18 protein-coding genes and 1 tRNA gene are annotated in these 14,945 nt (G+C 36.6%); 12 read left to right on the forward strand and 7 right to left on the reverse strand.

Translation table 11 applies throughout. The annotated features are described in order from the left end of the window. Positions 1 to 222: 222 nt before the first annotated feature. The 5 genes from BLW74_RS08180 to BLW74_RS08200 form a co-directional block, all read right to left on the reverse strand. Positions 223 to 1,284: a C-type lectin-like domain-containing protein gene (locus BLW74_RS08180; protein ID WP_089691498.1), complete on the reverse strand. Its 1,062-nt coding sequence runs from the start codon at positions 1,282 to 1,284 to the stop codon at positions 223 to 225. Between the two features lie 51 nt (positions 1,285 to 1,335). Then, positions 1,336 to 2,406 (reverse strand): C-type lectin-like domain-containing protein, encoded by a 1,071-nt coding sequence (locus BLW74_RS08185; protein ID WP_089691501.1) that lies wholly within the window; start codon positions 2,404 to 2,406, stop codon positions 1,336 to 1,338. A 27-nt stretch (positions 2,407 to 2,433) separates the two neighbouring features. Then, positions 2,434 to 2,856: a transposase gene (locus BLW74_RS08190; RefSeq protein WP_089691504.1), complete on the reverse strand. Its 423-nt coding sequence runs from the start codon at positions 2,854 to 2,856 to the stop codon at positions 2,434 to 2,436. 33 nt (positions 2,857 to 2,889) lie between these two features. Then, positions 2,890 to 3,216, reverse strand: coding sequence for a hypothetical protein (locus tag BLW74_RS08195; protein ID WP_089692582.1), 327 nt, complete (start codon positions 3,214 to 3,216; stop codon positions 2,890 to 2,892). A 95-nt stretch (positions 3,217 to 3,311) separates the two neighbouring features. Further along, positions 3,312 to 4,031, reverse strand: coding sequence for a hypothetical protein (locus BLW74_RS08200; protein WP_089691507.1), 720 nt, complete (start codon positions 4,029 to 4,031; stop codon positions 3,312 to 3,314). Positions 4,032 to 4,664: 633 nt separating this feature from the next. On the opposite strand from BLW74_RS08200, the gene BLW74_RS08205 reads away from it, so the two are divergent. Continuing rightward, positions 4,665 to 5,003 carry a hypothetical protein gene (locus tag BLW74_RS08205; protein WP_089691510.1) on the forward strand — a complete coding sequence of 113 codons (339 nt, stop codon included), beginning with the start codon at positions 4,665 to 4,667 and terminating at the stop codon, positions 5,001 to 5,003. 156 nt (positions 5,004 to 5,159) lie between these two features. On the opposite strand, the gene BLW74_RS08210 is transcribed toward BLW74_RS08205, so the two are convergent. Further along, the gene (locus BLW74_RS08210; RefSeq protein ID WP_089691513.1) at positions 5,160 to 5,696 is read right to left on the reverse strand and encodes a GNAT family N-acetyltransferase; all 537 of its coding nucleotides are present in this window, start codon (positions 5,694 to 5,696) and stop codon (positions 5,160 to 5,162) included. Between the two features lie 158 nt (positions 5,697 to 5,854). Further along, positions 5,855 to 5,928 (reverse strand) — tRNA-Ala (locus tag BLW74_RS08215). Between the two features lie 424 nt (positions 5,929 to 6,352). Between BLW74_RS08215 and BLW74_RS08220 the strand changes: the two genes are divergently transcribed. From BLW74_RS08220 to BLW74_RS08270, 11 genes are all read left to right on the forward strand, one after another. Beyond that, the gene (locus tag BLW74_RS08220; protein ID WP_089691514.1) at positions 6,353 to 7,012 is read left to right on the forward strand and encodes a MarR family winged helix-turn-helix transcriptional regulator; all 660 of its coding nucleotides are present in this window, start codon (positions 6,353 to 6,355) and stop codon (positions 7,010 to 7,012) included. Between the two features lie 49 nt (positions 7,013 to 7,061). After that, the gene (locus BLW74_RS08225) at positions 7,062 to 8,552 is read left to right on the forward strand and encodes a phytoene desaturase family protein (protein WP_089691516.1); all 1,491 of its coding nucleotides are present in this window, start codon (positions 7,062 to 7,064) and stop codon (positions 8,550 to 8,552) included. A 1-nt stretch (position 8,553) separates the two neighbouring features. After that, positions 8,554 to 9,390 carry a phytoene/squalene synthase family protein gene (locus tag BLW74_RS08230; protein WP_089691520.1) on the forward strand — a complete coding sequence of 279 codons (837 nt, stop codon included), beginning with the start codon at positions 8,554 to 8,556 and terminating at the stop codon, positions 9,388 to 9,390. Positions 9,391 to 9,439: 49 nt separating this feature from the next. Beyond that, positions 9,440 to 9,913: an SRPBCC family protein gene (locus BLW74_RS08235; RefSeq protein WP_089691522.1), complete on the forward strand. Its 474-nt coding sequence runs from the start codon at positions 9,440 to 9,442 to the stop codon at positions 9,911 to 9,913. After that, positions 9,910 to 10,359 carry a sterol desaturase family protein gene (locus BLW74_RS08240; RefSeq protein ID WP_089691525.1) on the forward strand — a complete coding sequence of 150 codons (450 nt, stop codon included), beginning with the start codon at positions 9,910 to 9,912 and terminating at the stop codon, positions 10,357 to 10,359. The genes BLW74_RS08235 and BLW74_RS08240 overlap by 4 nt, the downstream gene beginning before the upstream one ends. Further along, the gene (locus BLW74_RS08245; RefSeq protein WP_089691528.1) at positions 10,356 to 11,045 is read left to right on the forward strand and encodes a lycopene cyclase domain-containing protein; all 690 of its coding nucleotides are present in this window, start codon (positions 10,356 to 10,358) and stop codon (positions 11,043 to 11,045) included. The genes BLW74_RS08240 and BLW74_RS08245 overlap by 4 nt, the downstream gene beginning before the upstream one ends. Next, positions 11,035 to 11,583, forward strand: coding sequence for a lipocalin family protein (locus BLW74_RS08250; RefSeq protein WP_089691531.1), 549 nt, complete (start codon positions 11,035 to 11,037; stop codon positions 11,581 to 11,583). The genes BLW74_RS08245 and BLW74_RS08250 overlap by 11 nt, the downstream gene beginning before the upstream one ends. A 24-nt stretch (positions 11,584 to 11,607) precedes the next feature. Beyond that, entirely contained in the window at positions 11,608 to 12,198 is a 591-nt protein-coding gene (gene ribA, locus BLW74_RS08255) for a GTP cyclohydrolase II (RefSeq protein WP_089691533.1), read from the forward strand. Between the two features lie 48 nt (positions 12,199 to 12,246). After that, a complete protein-coding gene (locus BLW74_RS08260; protein WP_089691536.1) occupies positions 12,247 to 13,683 on the forward strand; it encodes an SDR family oxidoreductase in 1,437 nt (478 codons plus the stop codon). Between the two features lie 114 nt (positions 13,684 to 13,797). After that, the gene (locus tag BLW74_RS08265) at positions 13,798 to 14,097 is read left to right on the forward strand and encodes a hypothetical protein (RefSeq protein ID WP_089692583.1); all 300 of its coding nucleotides are present in this window, start codon (positions 13,798 to 13,800) and stop codon (positions 14,095 to 14,097) included. 229 nt (positions 14,098 to 14,326) lie between these two features. Continuing rightward, a complete protein-coding gene (locus BLW74_RS08270; protein ID WP_089691539.1) occupies positions 14,327 to 14,914 on the forward strand; it encodes a Crp/Fnr family transcriptional regulator in 588 nt (195 codons plus the stop codon). Positions 14,915 to 14,945 lie beyond the last annotated feature (31 nt).

The raw sequence follows: 14,945 nt of genomic DNA on the forward strand, positions 1-14,945 counted from the left end.
AATTTTTATTAACTCTACTTAACTTGTATTTCTTGCATACGGCCTTCGATTTTTGAACAGACAGACATAACTTTTTTAAATAAAAACAGGGGCTTTTTGATTGCCCCCGTAGTACAGAAACAAAAAGGCAACTAATAAGAATCATTGTATCTGCGTCAAAACCTGGTTTATGATTAATAGTATATTTGATTTTTATTAAAAAAAATGACAGGCATTCAGTATTTAATCCTGGTTAAATTCTAAAACTACCTGATCAAAATTAGCTCCTGCAGAAGTAGTTGCACTACCTGCAAGATCATTCCATTGTCTTGAAGAGTTATTCGCAGTACTCAGAATCTGGCAAGAACCCTCTGTTCCTCCCGAGTTATTTGGTTCTCCCGCGTTAAAAAAACCTTGTGGAGTAGAGTTAGGAGAAGTTGTCCAGTCTATGAACCAGTTTTCGCCAGTTATCCAAGTAAATTCATTGCTGTTACCAGGATAGGCTACCTTATTGTAACCAATCCAGATGCTGTTATTGAGATTATACCCGTTAGGTGCGGCTGCCAGTATATTATTGTAAACCCACGTACGCTCTGCAGTGGATGGCAGTGTTACAATGTATCCTCCAATCTGCTTGGCAAGGCTGAATGTGTTATAGAAGGTGGTGCCTGCTCCCAGCTGATAGGCACAGTAAGTATGGCCATTAGAACCCGCACCGGTCCATTTTTTACATCCTAATTCTGTAACGGATGCTCCGTTGAAAGTCGCCGGTACAGTTCTTAATGAAGCATTTACCGGGGTATATCCTAAGACTGCAGAACTGAATCCGTTGGTATTTCCGGAACCTGTAGATCCGGAGTTGCTGGCCAGTCCATTAGAAAACAGAGTAACTACCCAGGTTGATCCTGTAGTATTTCCCGTACTTTTCACCACAGCGTAATATCCTGAAGGCAAAGCAAAATTAGACTGGCTTACCTGTGTGTTGGAAATATCAATTTTTTCGGTTCCGTTAGGAGTCAGCACAATATTAAAGCCACTTTCATTTCTGATTTCATAGATTCGTCCTTTAAAATTAGGGCTGGTTTGGGCAGCAGGTAATGACCATGCGGCCGTGGAAGTCCCTCTGTAATCCAGATATTGATCTGATCCTGATACGCTGTAGGCAGCAGTTGTGATCTGCTTATACGGGGTTGCAAATGATCCATTCACCTCAAAGGTGCTCCCTGGTGTATTGGTGTTAATACCGACCTGAGCCTGGGAACATAGGAAACAGTTAATAAGTAATAAAGTGATTTTTGATTTCATAATATGGGTTTTAAATTTTTATATTTTAGTTAAATTGTAAGAAAGCCAGAATTAATCTTCATTAAACTCTAGTACTACCTGGTTAAAATTAATACTCGCATTATTGGTAGCACTACCAGAAACATCATTCCACTGCCTAGAATTACTTGTATAGAAACTGAATATATGGCAGGATCCTTCGGTACCATTGGCATTGTTTGGCTCTCCTGTATAGAAGAAGCTCTGCGGTGTAGAATTGGGTGATGTAGTCCAGTCTATAGTCCAGTCTTCTCCAGTGATCCAGGTAAACTTATTACTATTGCCGGGATAAGAAACTTTATTGTATCCAATCCAAATATTGTTAAGCAGAGTATAGCCACTACCAGAAGCCAATATATTATTATAAACCCAGTTACGCTCTGCGTTCGATGGAAGTGTTACAATATACCCACCAACTTGCTTTGCGAAAATAAAGGTATCATAAAACGTTTTTCCGTTTGAATATGGATCGCCATTTCCAAGCTGATATGCACAATAGGTGTGACCATTTGCTCCCGTCCCTGACCACTTTTTGCATCCCAATTCAGTTACACTGGATCCTCCAAATGATGTAGGTACAAGTCTTTGCGAAGCTTTTGAAGGTATGTAGCCTAAAATCGATGTATCGAAACCATCAGCATTATTATTTCCATTGGAACCACTAGTCGTTATACCATTAGACATTAATGTAGCCGCCCATGTTGACCCTGTAGTATTTCCCGTGCTTTTTAGCACTGCATAATATCCTGAAGGCAAAAGAAAGTTAGATTGATTAAGCTGTGTATTCGAAATATCAATTTTTTCTGTTCCGTTAGGAGTCAGCACAATATTAAAGCCACTTTCATTTCTGATCTCATAAATTCTTCCTTTGAGGTTAGGACTGGCTTGGGCAGCAGGTAATAACCATGCGGCCGTGGAAGTCCCTCTGTAATCCAGATATTGATCTGACGATAGCAGGTTGTAAGATGGAGTAGTGATCAGCTTGTACGGAGTAGAAAAAGAACCGTTGATTTCAAAAGTACTCTTAGGAGTTGTCGTGTTAATCCCGACCTGGCCATAAGCTAAAAAACTGGTTAAGCTCAGTAATAGAATTTTGTTTTTCATTGTTGTTTTATCGTTATTTATAATTTTCTATTTGCCGTATTTTTCAATCCATTTATACAGTGTGGTTTTGGGAATTCTGTATTCTTTTATAATCTGTTCTTTTGTTTTTTCATTTTCTTTGATCAGAGTAAGAATAAAATCAATCAGCTCTCTTGTATACAGCTTTTTTCTAAATTGTGGAAGGTCTTTAGTGAGTACTTCTGTTTTTAAATTTTCATTACTGGTGGGAGCGTAGAGAATAAGATGCTGACTGTATATTCTAAAAAGATCGTACTCAAGCAATTTACTCCACTTAAGAAGCATGCCTGAATCTATACTTTCAGAATGGTACATGGCTGCTATTTCCTCTTCGCTGCTCTGTAAGAATTTACCAATACGATTAGAATCTATTTTTAATTCATCAACTTTTTGTTGAATAAGCTTTCCAATATGTATGTGTTTAAAATCCATCACTTGTGTTTTTTTTAGCAGTATAATCTGTTATTATTCCTGATCTGAAAGAGCCCCGATCACAAAAGCTTTTTTCCATTTGGTTACCGTATTTCGGCTTAAATTGAAATGCCTCGCAAGATCTATGTTGGTTAGATTATATTTGAATTGATAGTCAAGTATTTCTTTGATATCTGAAATGCTATATGACTTATGCTTATGATTTTTAGAGTCAGCTCCAAATATCATTGTGTTAAGAGTAATAATATCAACGGCTGACATATCATGCTTTTCCAGATATTTTTTGCAGGCATCCATTTTATTGGGATATTTTCTCAAAATGATATCTGTATATATTTTTTTGTAATCTGGATTTGACATAATCTCATTTATTTTTATCTCAGTTTTCTTTTGATATTTCAAAGAGAAGTATACGATGTTAATTAATTTTGCTCATTTAAAATTGTTGTCATTGATCACAAAGGTTCAGTTGAAATTATGAAACCTCTGCTTGCACCGCTTGTATTAGTGATAGTAATAGAATTTAGTGTCGGTTTAGTTATTGTAAAGCTAAAATCCCCCGCTGAAATTGTATACAGCACCCCAATACCATCACCAGCATTTCCACGAGTAAAAGTGGGTGCGGTAGCAGAATCAACAGCAATTCCCAATAAACCTAATCCTCTTCTGGCATAATTAAATGTTGCTGTTATATTAGCACCTGCAGAGGAAGAGTTAGTTGCAGATCTTATCAATAGAGTTCCATTAATCCCTCCTGTAGCATCTGTTAATGTTGCTGTTGCATTATTGGCCAATGTAACAGTCTGCACTTGCTTTGTAACTCTGTTAGCAATATCGCCATTTGCGGTATTGTAATTGAGAACAGTGATTGTTCCATCTGCATTTCCTGAGGTTGTTCTTATCAGATTTCTGAATCTCAAAGCATCGCTATTGGCATCAATATCAATTCTTTTTTGAGGTGACGAAACACCAACTCCCAGATTTCCATTGTCAGTCGTGGTAAGAATTTCTGTAGCGGCTGAATTATTAATTTTAAATGCATTTGTTGATGCTGAATTTCCTTTACTTTGAATATGCAAAGTAGCCTGAGGAGTGGTGGTGTTTATGCCTACTTGAGCGTTATAAGAGGCACCCGTACAAATTGTTAGTAATAAAAGTTTTGTGTTTTTAATCATTTGAATTATATATTATGTGTTTTGCTAAATAATCTGGCTGATGTCATTCAGTTTTCAGAAAACAGGGATTAATAAATTGTATAATCCCTGTGTTTCTTATAGAACAAGTCAATTGGTTTTTAAACGTATGAACTAACCTCCGTTATTACGAGTGCAAAATTATAGGGTGTCTTCAAAAAAGATATGGAAACAGTATATACAATATATATACATTATGATTTTTTTATTTTGTATTGGTGTACAATTTATATATACTTTTATATAACATGTTGTTTATTAATGGTTTATGTTTTGTTTTGAGACATTGCTGTTTTTCTATGTTTTAAATATCTCTTAGTAAGCTGTGTTTAAAAGAAAAATAAAAATTAGAAAAGTTGAAGTATAATAGTAGTCGGAAACCAGACGGTAGATCTTAAAAGTTTTGTAAATAAATTGTATATCTGTTCTTGAAATAGGCAGATACTATATTATGTAGCTTTGCACCATAAGAAAAAATATGATGAGGAATACCTTAAAAGAAAGATTATGTTTTTAACTAATAATAGGAAGATTAAGGTGGAAATGAGAATTTCCCTTTTTATTTTTATAGTTATCTGCTGTTTATTAGCATGTTGCTATCTATTCAGATTTTTAATGGGTAAAGAATATGCTCAGATTGCAGGCGGGACCTTGGTAATGGCAAATATTATGATCATCAGGAAGATTTTCAGTCTTAAAGTATTTGAATTTGAAAATACGGGCGCTGTTTTTTCCATTAAAACTTATCATCCGTTACATAATAACACGCCATCACCCGTCATTGAATATCCGCTAGACAAGCTTCTTGATATAAAAATTAGACGACTTCTGTTTGCTGATATCGTTATTGTGGATGTATATGCAGAACATACAGATAGCCATCTGAGATTTAAAATAAAGACTTCAAATGTAAGTACGGACTTTTACAATAAAATGTTGTCCTCAATAGAGTAGGTTTCTCTACCACTAGTCATTAATTATGCTTGATAAAAACTTATAAAAAACCTGCAAATTTTAATTTTGCAGGTTGGTCTTTTTCAACATAATTTAAAAGATTTTATTAACGATTCGGATAAGAATGTGAATCTTTTTAGCTATTGCCGGCAAAATCTACTTCGCGGGCCATTCTTCACGGAGAACCGCATAAATAACATCATCTACCCAGTTATTTTTCCAGAAGAGACTTTTCACAAAATGTCCTTCTTTCCTTAAACCGATTCTTTCCATCAGTTGAATAGAAGGGGTATTGTCAGGATCTACGGATGCTGTTATTCTGTGCTTATGCAAATCATTAAATAAGTGACCAATGACAGCTTTTATAGCCTCAGAAGCATAACCTTTCCCCTGAAAAGAAGTATTTATTGTAATTCCGAATTCTGCCTGCACATTTTCTTCTCCAATAAAATGAACTCCTATATCTCCTATAACCGCCTTTGTTTCTTTATCAGTAATCAGCAGCTGATACCAGCTCTCGGGCTGATTGAATTCCTTACTGTTTCTTTGGATAAAATTTTTGACGTCTTCCAGCGTTTCAGGAATCCAGCCTTGAAATTTATTGGCTTCCGCATCAGAACGGTAATTGAAAATATCCTGTTGATCATCCAGGGTAATGTCGCGCAGTAGGAGTCTTTCTGTATAAAGTTGCATGGTTGTACTATTATTTCAGGCAAAAATAGGATTAATTAGGAATTTATTCAATGGGCAAGAGGGTTTTATGACCTGTTTGAACAAAAAAACCTGAAATCTTAAATGATTTCAGGTTTTTACGGTATGTATCTTGAAGACTTGTCTTCATTTACATCAGGTGGAGAATACGGGATTCGAACCCGTGACCTTTTGACTGCCAGTCAAACGCGCTAGCCAACTGCGCCAATCCCCCGTTTTTATTAAAGCGGTACAAAAGTAAGTATTTAAATGGTATTTCCAAATATTTTGTAGCTTTTATTGAATTAAATTAATCAAAAATATGTTAACTGGCATAAAAACAGCCTTTTATGCCAGTGATAAGCATTAATAGCTTAGGATTTTATAAATAAAAATACTAATATTGGTCGCCTTAATGGAAATTATTCAATGATTGTTTGCAATAAATAATGAAGCCAGTCTGATTTTACGGGTTCGAATCCCGTATTCTTCACATTACATCAACCCTGCAAAAAAATTGCAGGATTCTTTTTATAACGAACAAAATTTTCAAACAAACAGTCTGTTTTTAAAAAATTTAATAGGAAAATTAATTTTTATCATTAAAAAAGTATATTTATAAACTTTAATAAGTATATTTGTGTACTAATTTATTCGATATGAACTTTGATCTTATAAAATCAGTAGTGGAACTTGTTCAGCAATTCATGGAGCAAAATGAAGATAAAGCTCTGTATAGTAATGATCTTCAGGGTTTCACTGAATGGATTAATACTTCTCAAAAGAATGATCCAGAGACAGAAGATCCGGATTGGATAGGAAAAGGATTAGGAAGAAGTTCGGACAGTGTCATCAATACATTATTGATCAGAATGAGCCGGTACGCAAAATCTTACTCCAGGTCGGTCATGAGTAACTCGCTTTTTTCAAGCCAGGATGATTTTATTTATCTGATAAGCCTGAAGACTATGGGGGCAATGTCTAAAATGGAACTGATAAGGCATAATGTGCATGAAAAATCTTCTGGTATACTTATCATTAACCGCCTGATCCGTAACGGCTGGGCAGAGCAGACAGTTTCTCAGACAGACAGAAGAACAAAACTTATTCAGATAACAGAGAAAGGCCTTTCTGTATTGAATGATCATATGGATGAGATCCGTAAAGCCTCTCAGGTGGTAACGGGAAACCTGAATCATACCGAAAGAATGCTGCTTATTGCCATACTCTCCAAATTGGATGAATTTCATTATTCCATGTACCGTATGAATCTTGAAACAATGGATCTTCTAGATACGGTGTATAAAAAACTGAACTAAACTGAATCTGGCTCAAAGAAGTTCTTGATAAACTATTAATTAAAATACAATGAATACCGGAAACTCAAAAAAAAGAATAGCAGTTATAGGATCTGGATTTTCCGGTCTGTCAGCAGCAGCTTATGCCGCTAAATCGGGAAATGAAGTCCATGTATTCGAAAAGCACCACCAGCCCGGCGGCAGAGCAAGACAATTTAAAACAAAGGAAGGGTACGTTTTTGATATGGGACCCAGCTGGTATTGGATGCCGGACATTATTGAAGGCTTTTTCAATGACTTTAATTGTAAAGTATCCGATTTTTTTACACTTGTTTCCTTAGATCCCCAGTTTGAAATGGTTTTTTCAGAAGAAAAAGTTTCTGTTCCTGAAAAAAATGAAGCCATAAGAGATCTTTTTGAAAAAATAGAGAAGGGATCAGGTAAGCACTATGACAGATTTATGGAATCTGCGAAATATAAGTATGAAGTCGGAATGAAGGAATTTGTTACCAAACCCTGTTACAGCTGGCTGGAATTCGCTTCCTTAAAAATAGCAGGCAGTGCCTTTAAGCTTGATCTTCTCAGTAATTTCCGTAAGTATGTATCAGGATATTTCTCAGATTCAAAACTAAGATCACTGATGGAGTTCCCGGTTATATTTTTGGGAGCTTCACCTCAGAATATTCCCGCTATGTACAGCCTTATGAATTACGGAGGGTATGTGTTAGGAACCAAATATCCGATGGGTGGTTTTTATCAGCTTGTTCTTGCCATGAAAGAAGTAGCGGAAAAGCAGGGGGTTACTTTCCATTTTAATCATGAAGTCCAGAAAATCAATACCGGCAACGGGGAGGTGGCATCAATAACAGTGGAGGGTAAAGAATACGAGTTTGATGCAGTCATTGCTTCATCAGACTATCATCACACCGAAACATTAATTCCCAAGTCTCTCAGAAATTATAATAATGCCTATTGGGAATCAAAGACGTTTGCGCCTTCGTGCCTGATTTATTATCTGGGAATTAAAGGGAAAATATCTCAACTGAAACACCATACTCTTTTCTTTGAAAACGAGCTGGATGATCATATAGACTGCATTTACCAGAATAAAAAATGGCCATCTAAACCGCTGTTTTATGCCTGCTGTCCCTCAAAAACAGATCCGGATGTAGCTCCCGAAGACTGTGAAAATCTTTTTTTACTGTTGCCGCTGGCACCTGGAATTCATGATGAAGAATCAGTTCGTGAAAAGTATCTGATGAAAATGCTTGAAAGAATCGAAAAGCATACGGGTGAAAATGACCTCGCTTCAAGAATTGAATATAAAAAAAGCTATTGTGTAAGTGATTTTATTTCAGATTATAATGCCTATCAGGGAAATGCTTACGGCTTATCCAATACACTGTCCCAAACAGCAGTATTAAAGCCCAAAATCAGAAACAAAAAAATCAGAAACCTTTTTTATACCGGCCAATTAACTGTTCCGGGGCCGGGAGTGCCGCCATCTGTCATTTCAGGGAAAATTGTAGCGTCCGAAGTTAATAAACTAAAAATAAATTAATATGAAAAAATTGTTTGATGAGTTGTCTTGCGAAGTAAGCAAGTATACAACAAGGAAATACAGTACCAGTTTTTCATTAGGAATATTAGCATTAAAGCCCTCCATAAGATCTGCTGTATATGCCATTTATGGATACGTACGTCTTGCAGATGAAATTGTTGACAGTTTTCATGGCTACGACAAGGAAAAATTGTTGAAAAGGCTTAAAACAGAAACTTATGATGCCCTGGAAGATGGTATTTCCATTAATCCTATTCTGAACTCATTTCAGGAAACTGTTCGCCAGTATAATATTGATGTGCAGCTTATCAATCAGTTTTTGCACAGCATGGAAATGGATCTTCAGAAAATAGACTATAATTCTGATCTGTATAACGAGTATATCTACGGTTCGGCAGAAGTTGTGGGACTGATGTGTCTTCATATATTCACAGGCGGCAATAAGCAGCAGTTTGATGAGCTTAAACCATTTGCCATGAAGCTGGGGTCCGCGTTTCAAAAAGTTAATTTTCTCAGAGATCTGAAAGATGATTACCAGATTCTGGGCCGTACTTATTTTCCCTCTCTCAACATGTCCGTCTTTGATAATACGGTAAAGAGCCAGATTGAAAAGGAAATAGAAAAAGAATTTAAAGAAGCATTGCAGGGAATTAAAAAACTGCCGGGGTCTTCCATTTTTGGTGTGTATCTGGCTTACAGATATTACCTGTCTCTCTTTGAAAAAATAAAGAAAACCAGTTCGCAGCGTATCTTGCAGCAAAGAATCAGAATTGCAAATTCACAAAAGATCCTTGTTGCATTCAAAAGCTATATACGCTACAAATCTGCTTACTTCTAATAGTGAAATCTAATTTTTTTGAAAAGTGTAAGAATTAATTAAAAGAGAAATAATGTACAGATTATACCGAGAACAGCAGCTGAATTGTGATAAGGAAACCGCCTGGAAGTTCTTTTCATCTCCTCATAATTTAGCGGAAATTACCCCAAAGAGTATGAACTTTGTAGTTCTTTCGGAAGGTAAGGATGAGCCTATCTTTGAAGGAATGGAAATAGATTACAAGGTCTCTCCCATATTGGGAATTCCGATGGGATGGAAAACAATTATCCGCCAGGTTGATGAATATAAAAGTTTTACTGATTTTCAGCAGAAAGGCCCATATCAATACTGGAACCACTTTCATGAGTTTATTCCCAATGAAAAGGGGATATTAATGAAAGATACGGTAGACTATGAGCTCCCGTTGGGTATTCTGGGAAAAATTGCTCATCAGCTGTTTGTAAAAGAAAAGCTAAAAAGCATTTTTGATTACCGATACAGAATTTTGGAAGATCTTTTTAACCGCAAAACATCATTATCATGAATGCTCTCATTGTTTTGGGTGTCTTTATTACGATGGAGGGAGCCACTTGGCTGATCCACAGATATATTATGCATGGCTTTCTCTGGACCCTTCACAGGGATCACCATGATCACAGCCATGACGGGAAATTAGAAAGGAATGACCTGTTCTTTTTCATTTTCGCAAGTCCTGCCATTGCTCTTTTATATTTCGGGGTAAAGCAGGGTTTTAGTACCTTGTTTTTTATCGGTCTGGGAATCAGTCTTTACGGAATGGCTTATTTCTTTGTACATGATATTTTTATCCACCAGAGAGCAAAAGTCTTTTCAAAAACGAAAAATCCTTATTTCCTTGCTATAAGACGTGCTCATAAGCAGCATCATAAACATTTGGGAAAAGAAAGGGGAGAATGTTTTGGGTTTTTGTGGGTTCCTGTTAAATATTTTAAAATGTATTTCAAAAAATGATGCCCTATACTTACTTACTGATTAATTTTTTCACGGTCATTATCTGCTTTTTAGCTTCTTTTGACAGAAGAATACAGTTTCACAGATTTTTCGGCAGTTTTCTGCTGTCGTCTACTATTGTGGCAGTTCCCTTTATCCTTTGGGATATATGGTTTACAGCAAAAGGAGTGTGGTGGTTTGATCTCAATTATACCCTTGGGTTTAAAATAGCGGGACTTCCTGTGGAAGAATGGCTCTTTTTTTACTGTATTCCTTTTGCCTGCGTTTTTACCTATTACTGCATTGAAAAATTTTACCAGCTTGAGTGGGTTGGCGCCTTTAATAATCTCATCGTATTTACATCTGTTATTATCCTTTCTGTAATAGGATTTCTTTATTATGAAAGAATATACACCCTGCTTACAGTAATTGTCACCCTGTTTACCCTTTGCTATCTCCATTTTATAGCTAAAAAAGAATGGACCGGAAAAGCCAGTCTGGTATACTTGATTCTGATGCCTGGGTTTTTCGCGGTAAATGGAATACTGACGGGTTCACTGATACCGTCGCCTGTTGTAAATTATAATCCTGAAGAATTTCTTGGGATTAGAATGACCACAATTCCTGTTGAAGATGCCGTGTATGGCTACAGCCAGTTTTTGCTTAATATTTACTTCTTTAAAAAAATAACAAAAAATGAAAAATAAATCAATATTTAAAATTATTTCAGCCTTTGCATTATTATGCTTTGCTGTATCATGTTCCTCGATGCCCGAGAAGGCACAGCCCGTTACTCAGTTCGATGTTAATAAATACCTGGGAACATGGTATGAAATTGCAAGATTCGATTATCGTTTTGAAAAGGATCTGGACAATGCCATGGCTCAGTACAGTCTGAATAAAGACGGCAGCGTACATGTCACCAACAGCGGATACAATACAAAAAAAGAGAAATGGGTGTCCGTTAACGGAACTGCAAAATTCAGAGGCAGTCAGGATACAGCAGCTTTAAAAGTCAGCTTTTTCGGACCTTTTTATGCGGGATACAATGTAGTAGCGCTGCAAGATTATCAATATGCTTTGGTAGCAGGGAAAAATTTAGATTATCTGTGGATCCTTTCCCGTGAAAAAAACATTCCAGAAAATGTAAAGCAGAATTTCCTCTCCAAAGCCCGTGAAATAGGTTATGATACTTCCAGACTCATCTGGGTGAAGCAGGATAAAAAAAGTCCTTTTGACAAGTAGACATTCAATTTAAATAGAAAATATATGCTTAAAATACAGGCACAATCAAAAATACCAACAGATTACGGATTATTTACCGTATATGCATTTTCAGAAAATGAAGAAGACTGGAGCCCGCATTTGGTTCTGGTCATGGAAAATACAGATTTTAACAAGACCGTTAACGTCCGTTTTCACTCGGAGTGTATTACCGGAGAGGTTTTTCATTCGAAAAAATGCGAATGCGGGCAGCAGCTTGATGCCGCTATGAAATACATGTCTGAAAACGGAGGACTGATCATCTATCTTCGTCAGGAAGGAAGAAATATCGGAATTATCAATAAGCTCAGAGCTTATGCGCTTCAGGAGCAGGGCATGGATACCGTTGAGGCGAATCTTAAGCTGGGGCTGCCGGATGACGCAAGAAACTTTGATGTTGCTGTGGAAATGCTGAATCTTTTGAACGTCCGAAAGATTAATCTCCTGACCAACAATCCTGATAAAATAAAGTCGATTGAGAACAGTGAAATAATTCTCAACAGCAGAATTCCGCTGGAAATTGAGTCCAATGAAGTGAACGAAAGTTATCTTGTTAAGAAAAAGAACTATTTTGGACACCTTTTAGAAAAAATATAATAGCCGTAGGGCATACATAATCAGATAAACCTGTCAAATTCGATACTTATGGAAAAAATACTGCTTACGGGAGCTACCGGCTACATCGGTAAAAGAATGATCAGCGTAATTGCTGCACAGGGGTATAAAGTTGTATGCTGCTGCAGAGATGCCTCCCGTTTTACCAGAAACATGGATATCGATGAACGGCTTATTGAAGTCATTGAAGTCGATTTTCTCAAGCCCGAAACATTACAGAATATTCCTGAAGATATTATGGGAGCCTATTATCTGATGCATTCCATGAGTAATTCCGCAGATTATGAAGAATCAGAAAAAAAATGTGCCTCTAATTTTTCAGATTATATAGAAAAGACACAGTGCAGACATATTGTCTATCTTTCAGGGCTTGTGAATGAAAAAGAACTGTCCAAACATCTCAACTCCAGGTACGAAGTAGAAAAAATCCTTATGGAATGTAAAGTTCCTGCAACGGTTCTTCGTGCAGGGATCATCATTGGATCCGGAAGTGCTTCCTTCGAGATCATCAGGGATCTTGTTGAAAAACTGCCGGTAATGGTAGCTCCCAAGTGGCTGTATACCAAATGTCAGCCGATAGGCATTGCCAACGTTCTTGATTTCCTGATTTTTGTGCTGTTCAAAGAAACTGCTTACCAGAAAAACTTTGACATCGGATGTGATGACGTTTTAACCTATAAAGATATGTTACTGCAGTTTGCACAGGTGAGAGGATTGAAAAGAACGATTTTTACACTACCGGTAATGACCCCAAGATTATCTTCATACTGGCTCTATTTTATTACGTCAACCTCCTATAATCTCGCAAAAGCACTGGTTGGAAGCATGAAAATAGAAGTAATATGCCGTCCTGAAAGTCTAACGGAAATCAAACTGATTACCGGTATTCAGCCTTTCTCTTATGATACAGCTTTAAAAAGGACTCTTGCAAAAATTCAGGCCAATGAAATTGTATCCAGCTGGAAAGACAGCTTTATCAGCAGCCGTCATGATTCAACATTGAAACCATATCATGATGTGCCGAAATATGGTTGTTTTACAGATCTTAGAAGTGAAGAGTATGATAACAGGGATGCCTGTATGGATCGTGTTTTTGAATTAGGAGGTACCCATGGCTGGTACGGACAGAATCTTTGGAAAATCAGGGGATTATTTGACAAATTGGTAGGCGGCCCTGGATTGAGAAGGGGACGCAGGCATCCTACAGATCTTAAGGAAGGGGATGCACTGGACTTTTGGAGAGTACTGTATGCCAACCGTGAAGAGGGCAAGCTTATATTATTTGCTGAAATGAAACTTCCCGGAGAAGCATGGCTGATGTTTAAAATTTACAGAAACAAGATCTGGCAAAAAGCTGTCTTCCGTCCAAAAGGTCTTTGGGGAAGAATCTATTGGCTGATGGTACTGCCGTTTCATGGATTCATTTTCAAAGGAATGGTGAGAAGACTCAGCGGAAAAGAAAAGTAAATTGTACGCTCAGAAATTCTTTAAATTCCAATTTTAGGAATATTTTAACATACTGTCTCTTTTTTAGGCATGAGTATTGTTTATTTATATACCAAATACTTTAAATATTACATTATGAATAATTCAGATTACAACAAAGCGGAAAAAGCAGTAAACGAAACAGAAAATACTCTTAAAAATGCAGCGAATGATGCAAAATGGAAGATCAGTGATCTGGCAGATAAGGCTAAGGATTACATCAATGAAAAAAGGGATAATGATCAGGAAGCCACTCAGGAAGACTGGCTGGAAAGAGTAAAATCTAATATTTCTGATGCCTGGGAAGATATTAAAGATAAAGCAGATGAAGCATGGGAGAGTACCAAAGATGCCGCTGAGGATGTAAAAGCGGAATGGAGAAAAAAAACAAATTAATACTTATGTAAAGATGGCCGGAATTTTTAATTCCGGCCATCTTTCTTTTTATGGTTTATTTGTAATCTATTTTTGTTGGGTAAATATAATATAAGTATCGAAATTAAATTCTGCATCGTCTGATATAAATGCTAAGACCATTAAGTTTAGTTAATTCATTGTTCTTTATAATCATTAATTTTGTCTATTGGATTGGATGAGAAAACAAAACAGCAAATAAGATATCGAAATGACTGATGTATTTGAAAATTACTTGTCTTCAAAAGGAAGACTTTCACCGGGGGAAATCAGTCTTTCCCTGAAGTTCTTCGAACGGATCAGCTTAAAAAAAGGTGATTTCTTTATACGCGAGAATGAAATTTGCCGTTCTATCGGATTTATTGCTCATGGTGCTGTAAAAGCATATGCTATTGACAAAGAAGGAAAGGAAAATATTACCTGCTTCAAATTTGAAAATGAATTTGCCACATTGTTTCCAGAATTTTTGGCTCAGGAAAAATCAAAAAGAAGCATACAAGCGGTAGAAGATACCATTATATACACAATAAGTTACCAAAACCATCAGCTCCTTCTTGATCAGATCCCTGTTTTGAATGAAGTTATAAAACTGGTAATGCAGCAGGAGTATCAGCAAAAGGAAAGTTATATGCTTAATTACAATAATAAGTCAGCTGTCGATAAATACCTTCATGTCATGTCTGCTGAACCCATGCTCATCCGTCGCATAGCCACTCAGGATCTTGCATCCTATCTGGGTGTCACCCGGCGGTCACTCACCCGCGCAAAGGGGCAAATACATAAGCCGGACATATTATAGGACAAATGTCCTTATGAAGTCCCGGACACCA

Source organism: Chryseobacterium culicis (assembly GCF_900108365.1).
Taxonomy (GTDB): domain Bacteria; phylum Bacteroidota; class Bacteroidia; order Flavobacteriales; family Weeksellaceae; genus Chryseobacterium; species Chryseobacterium culicis.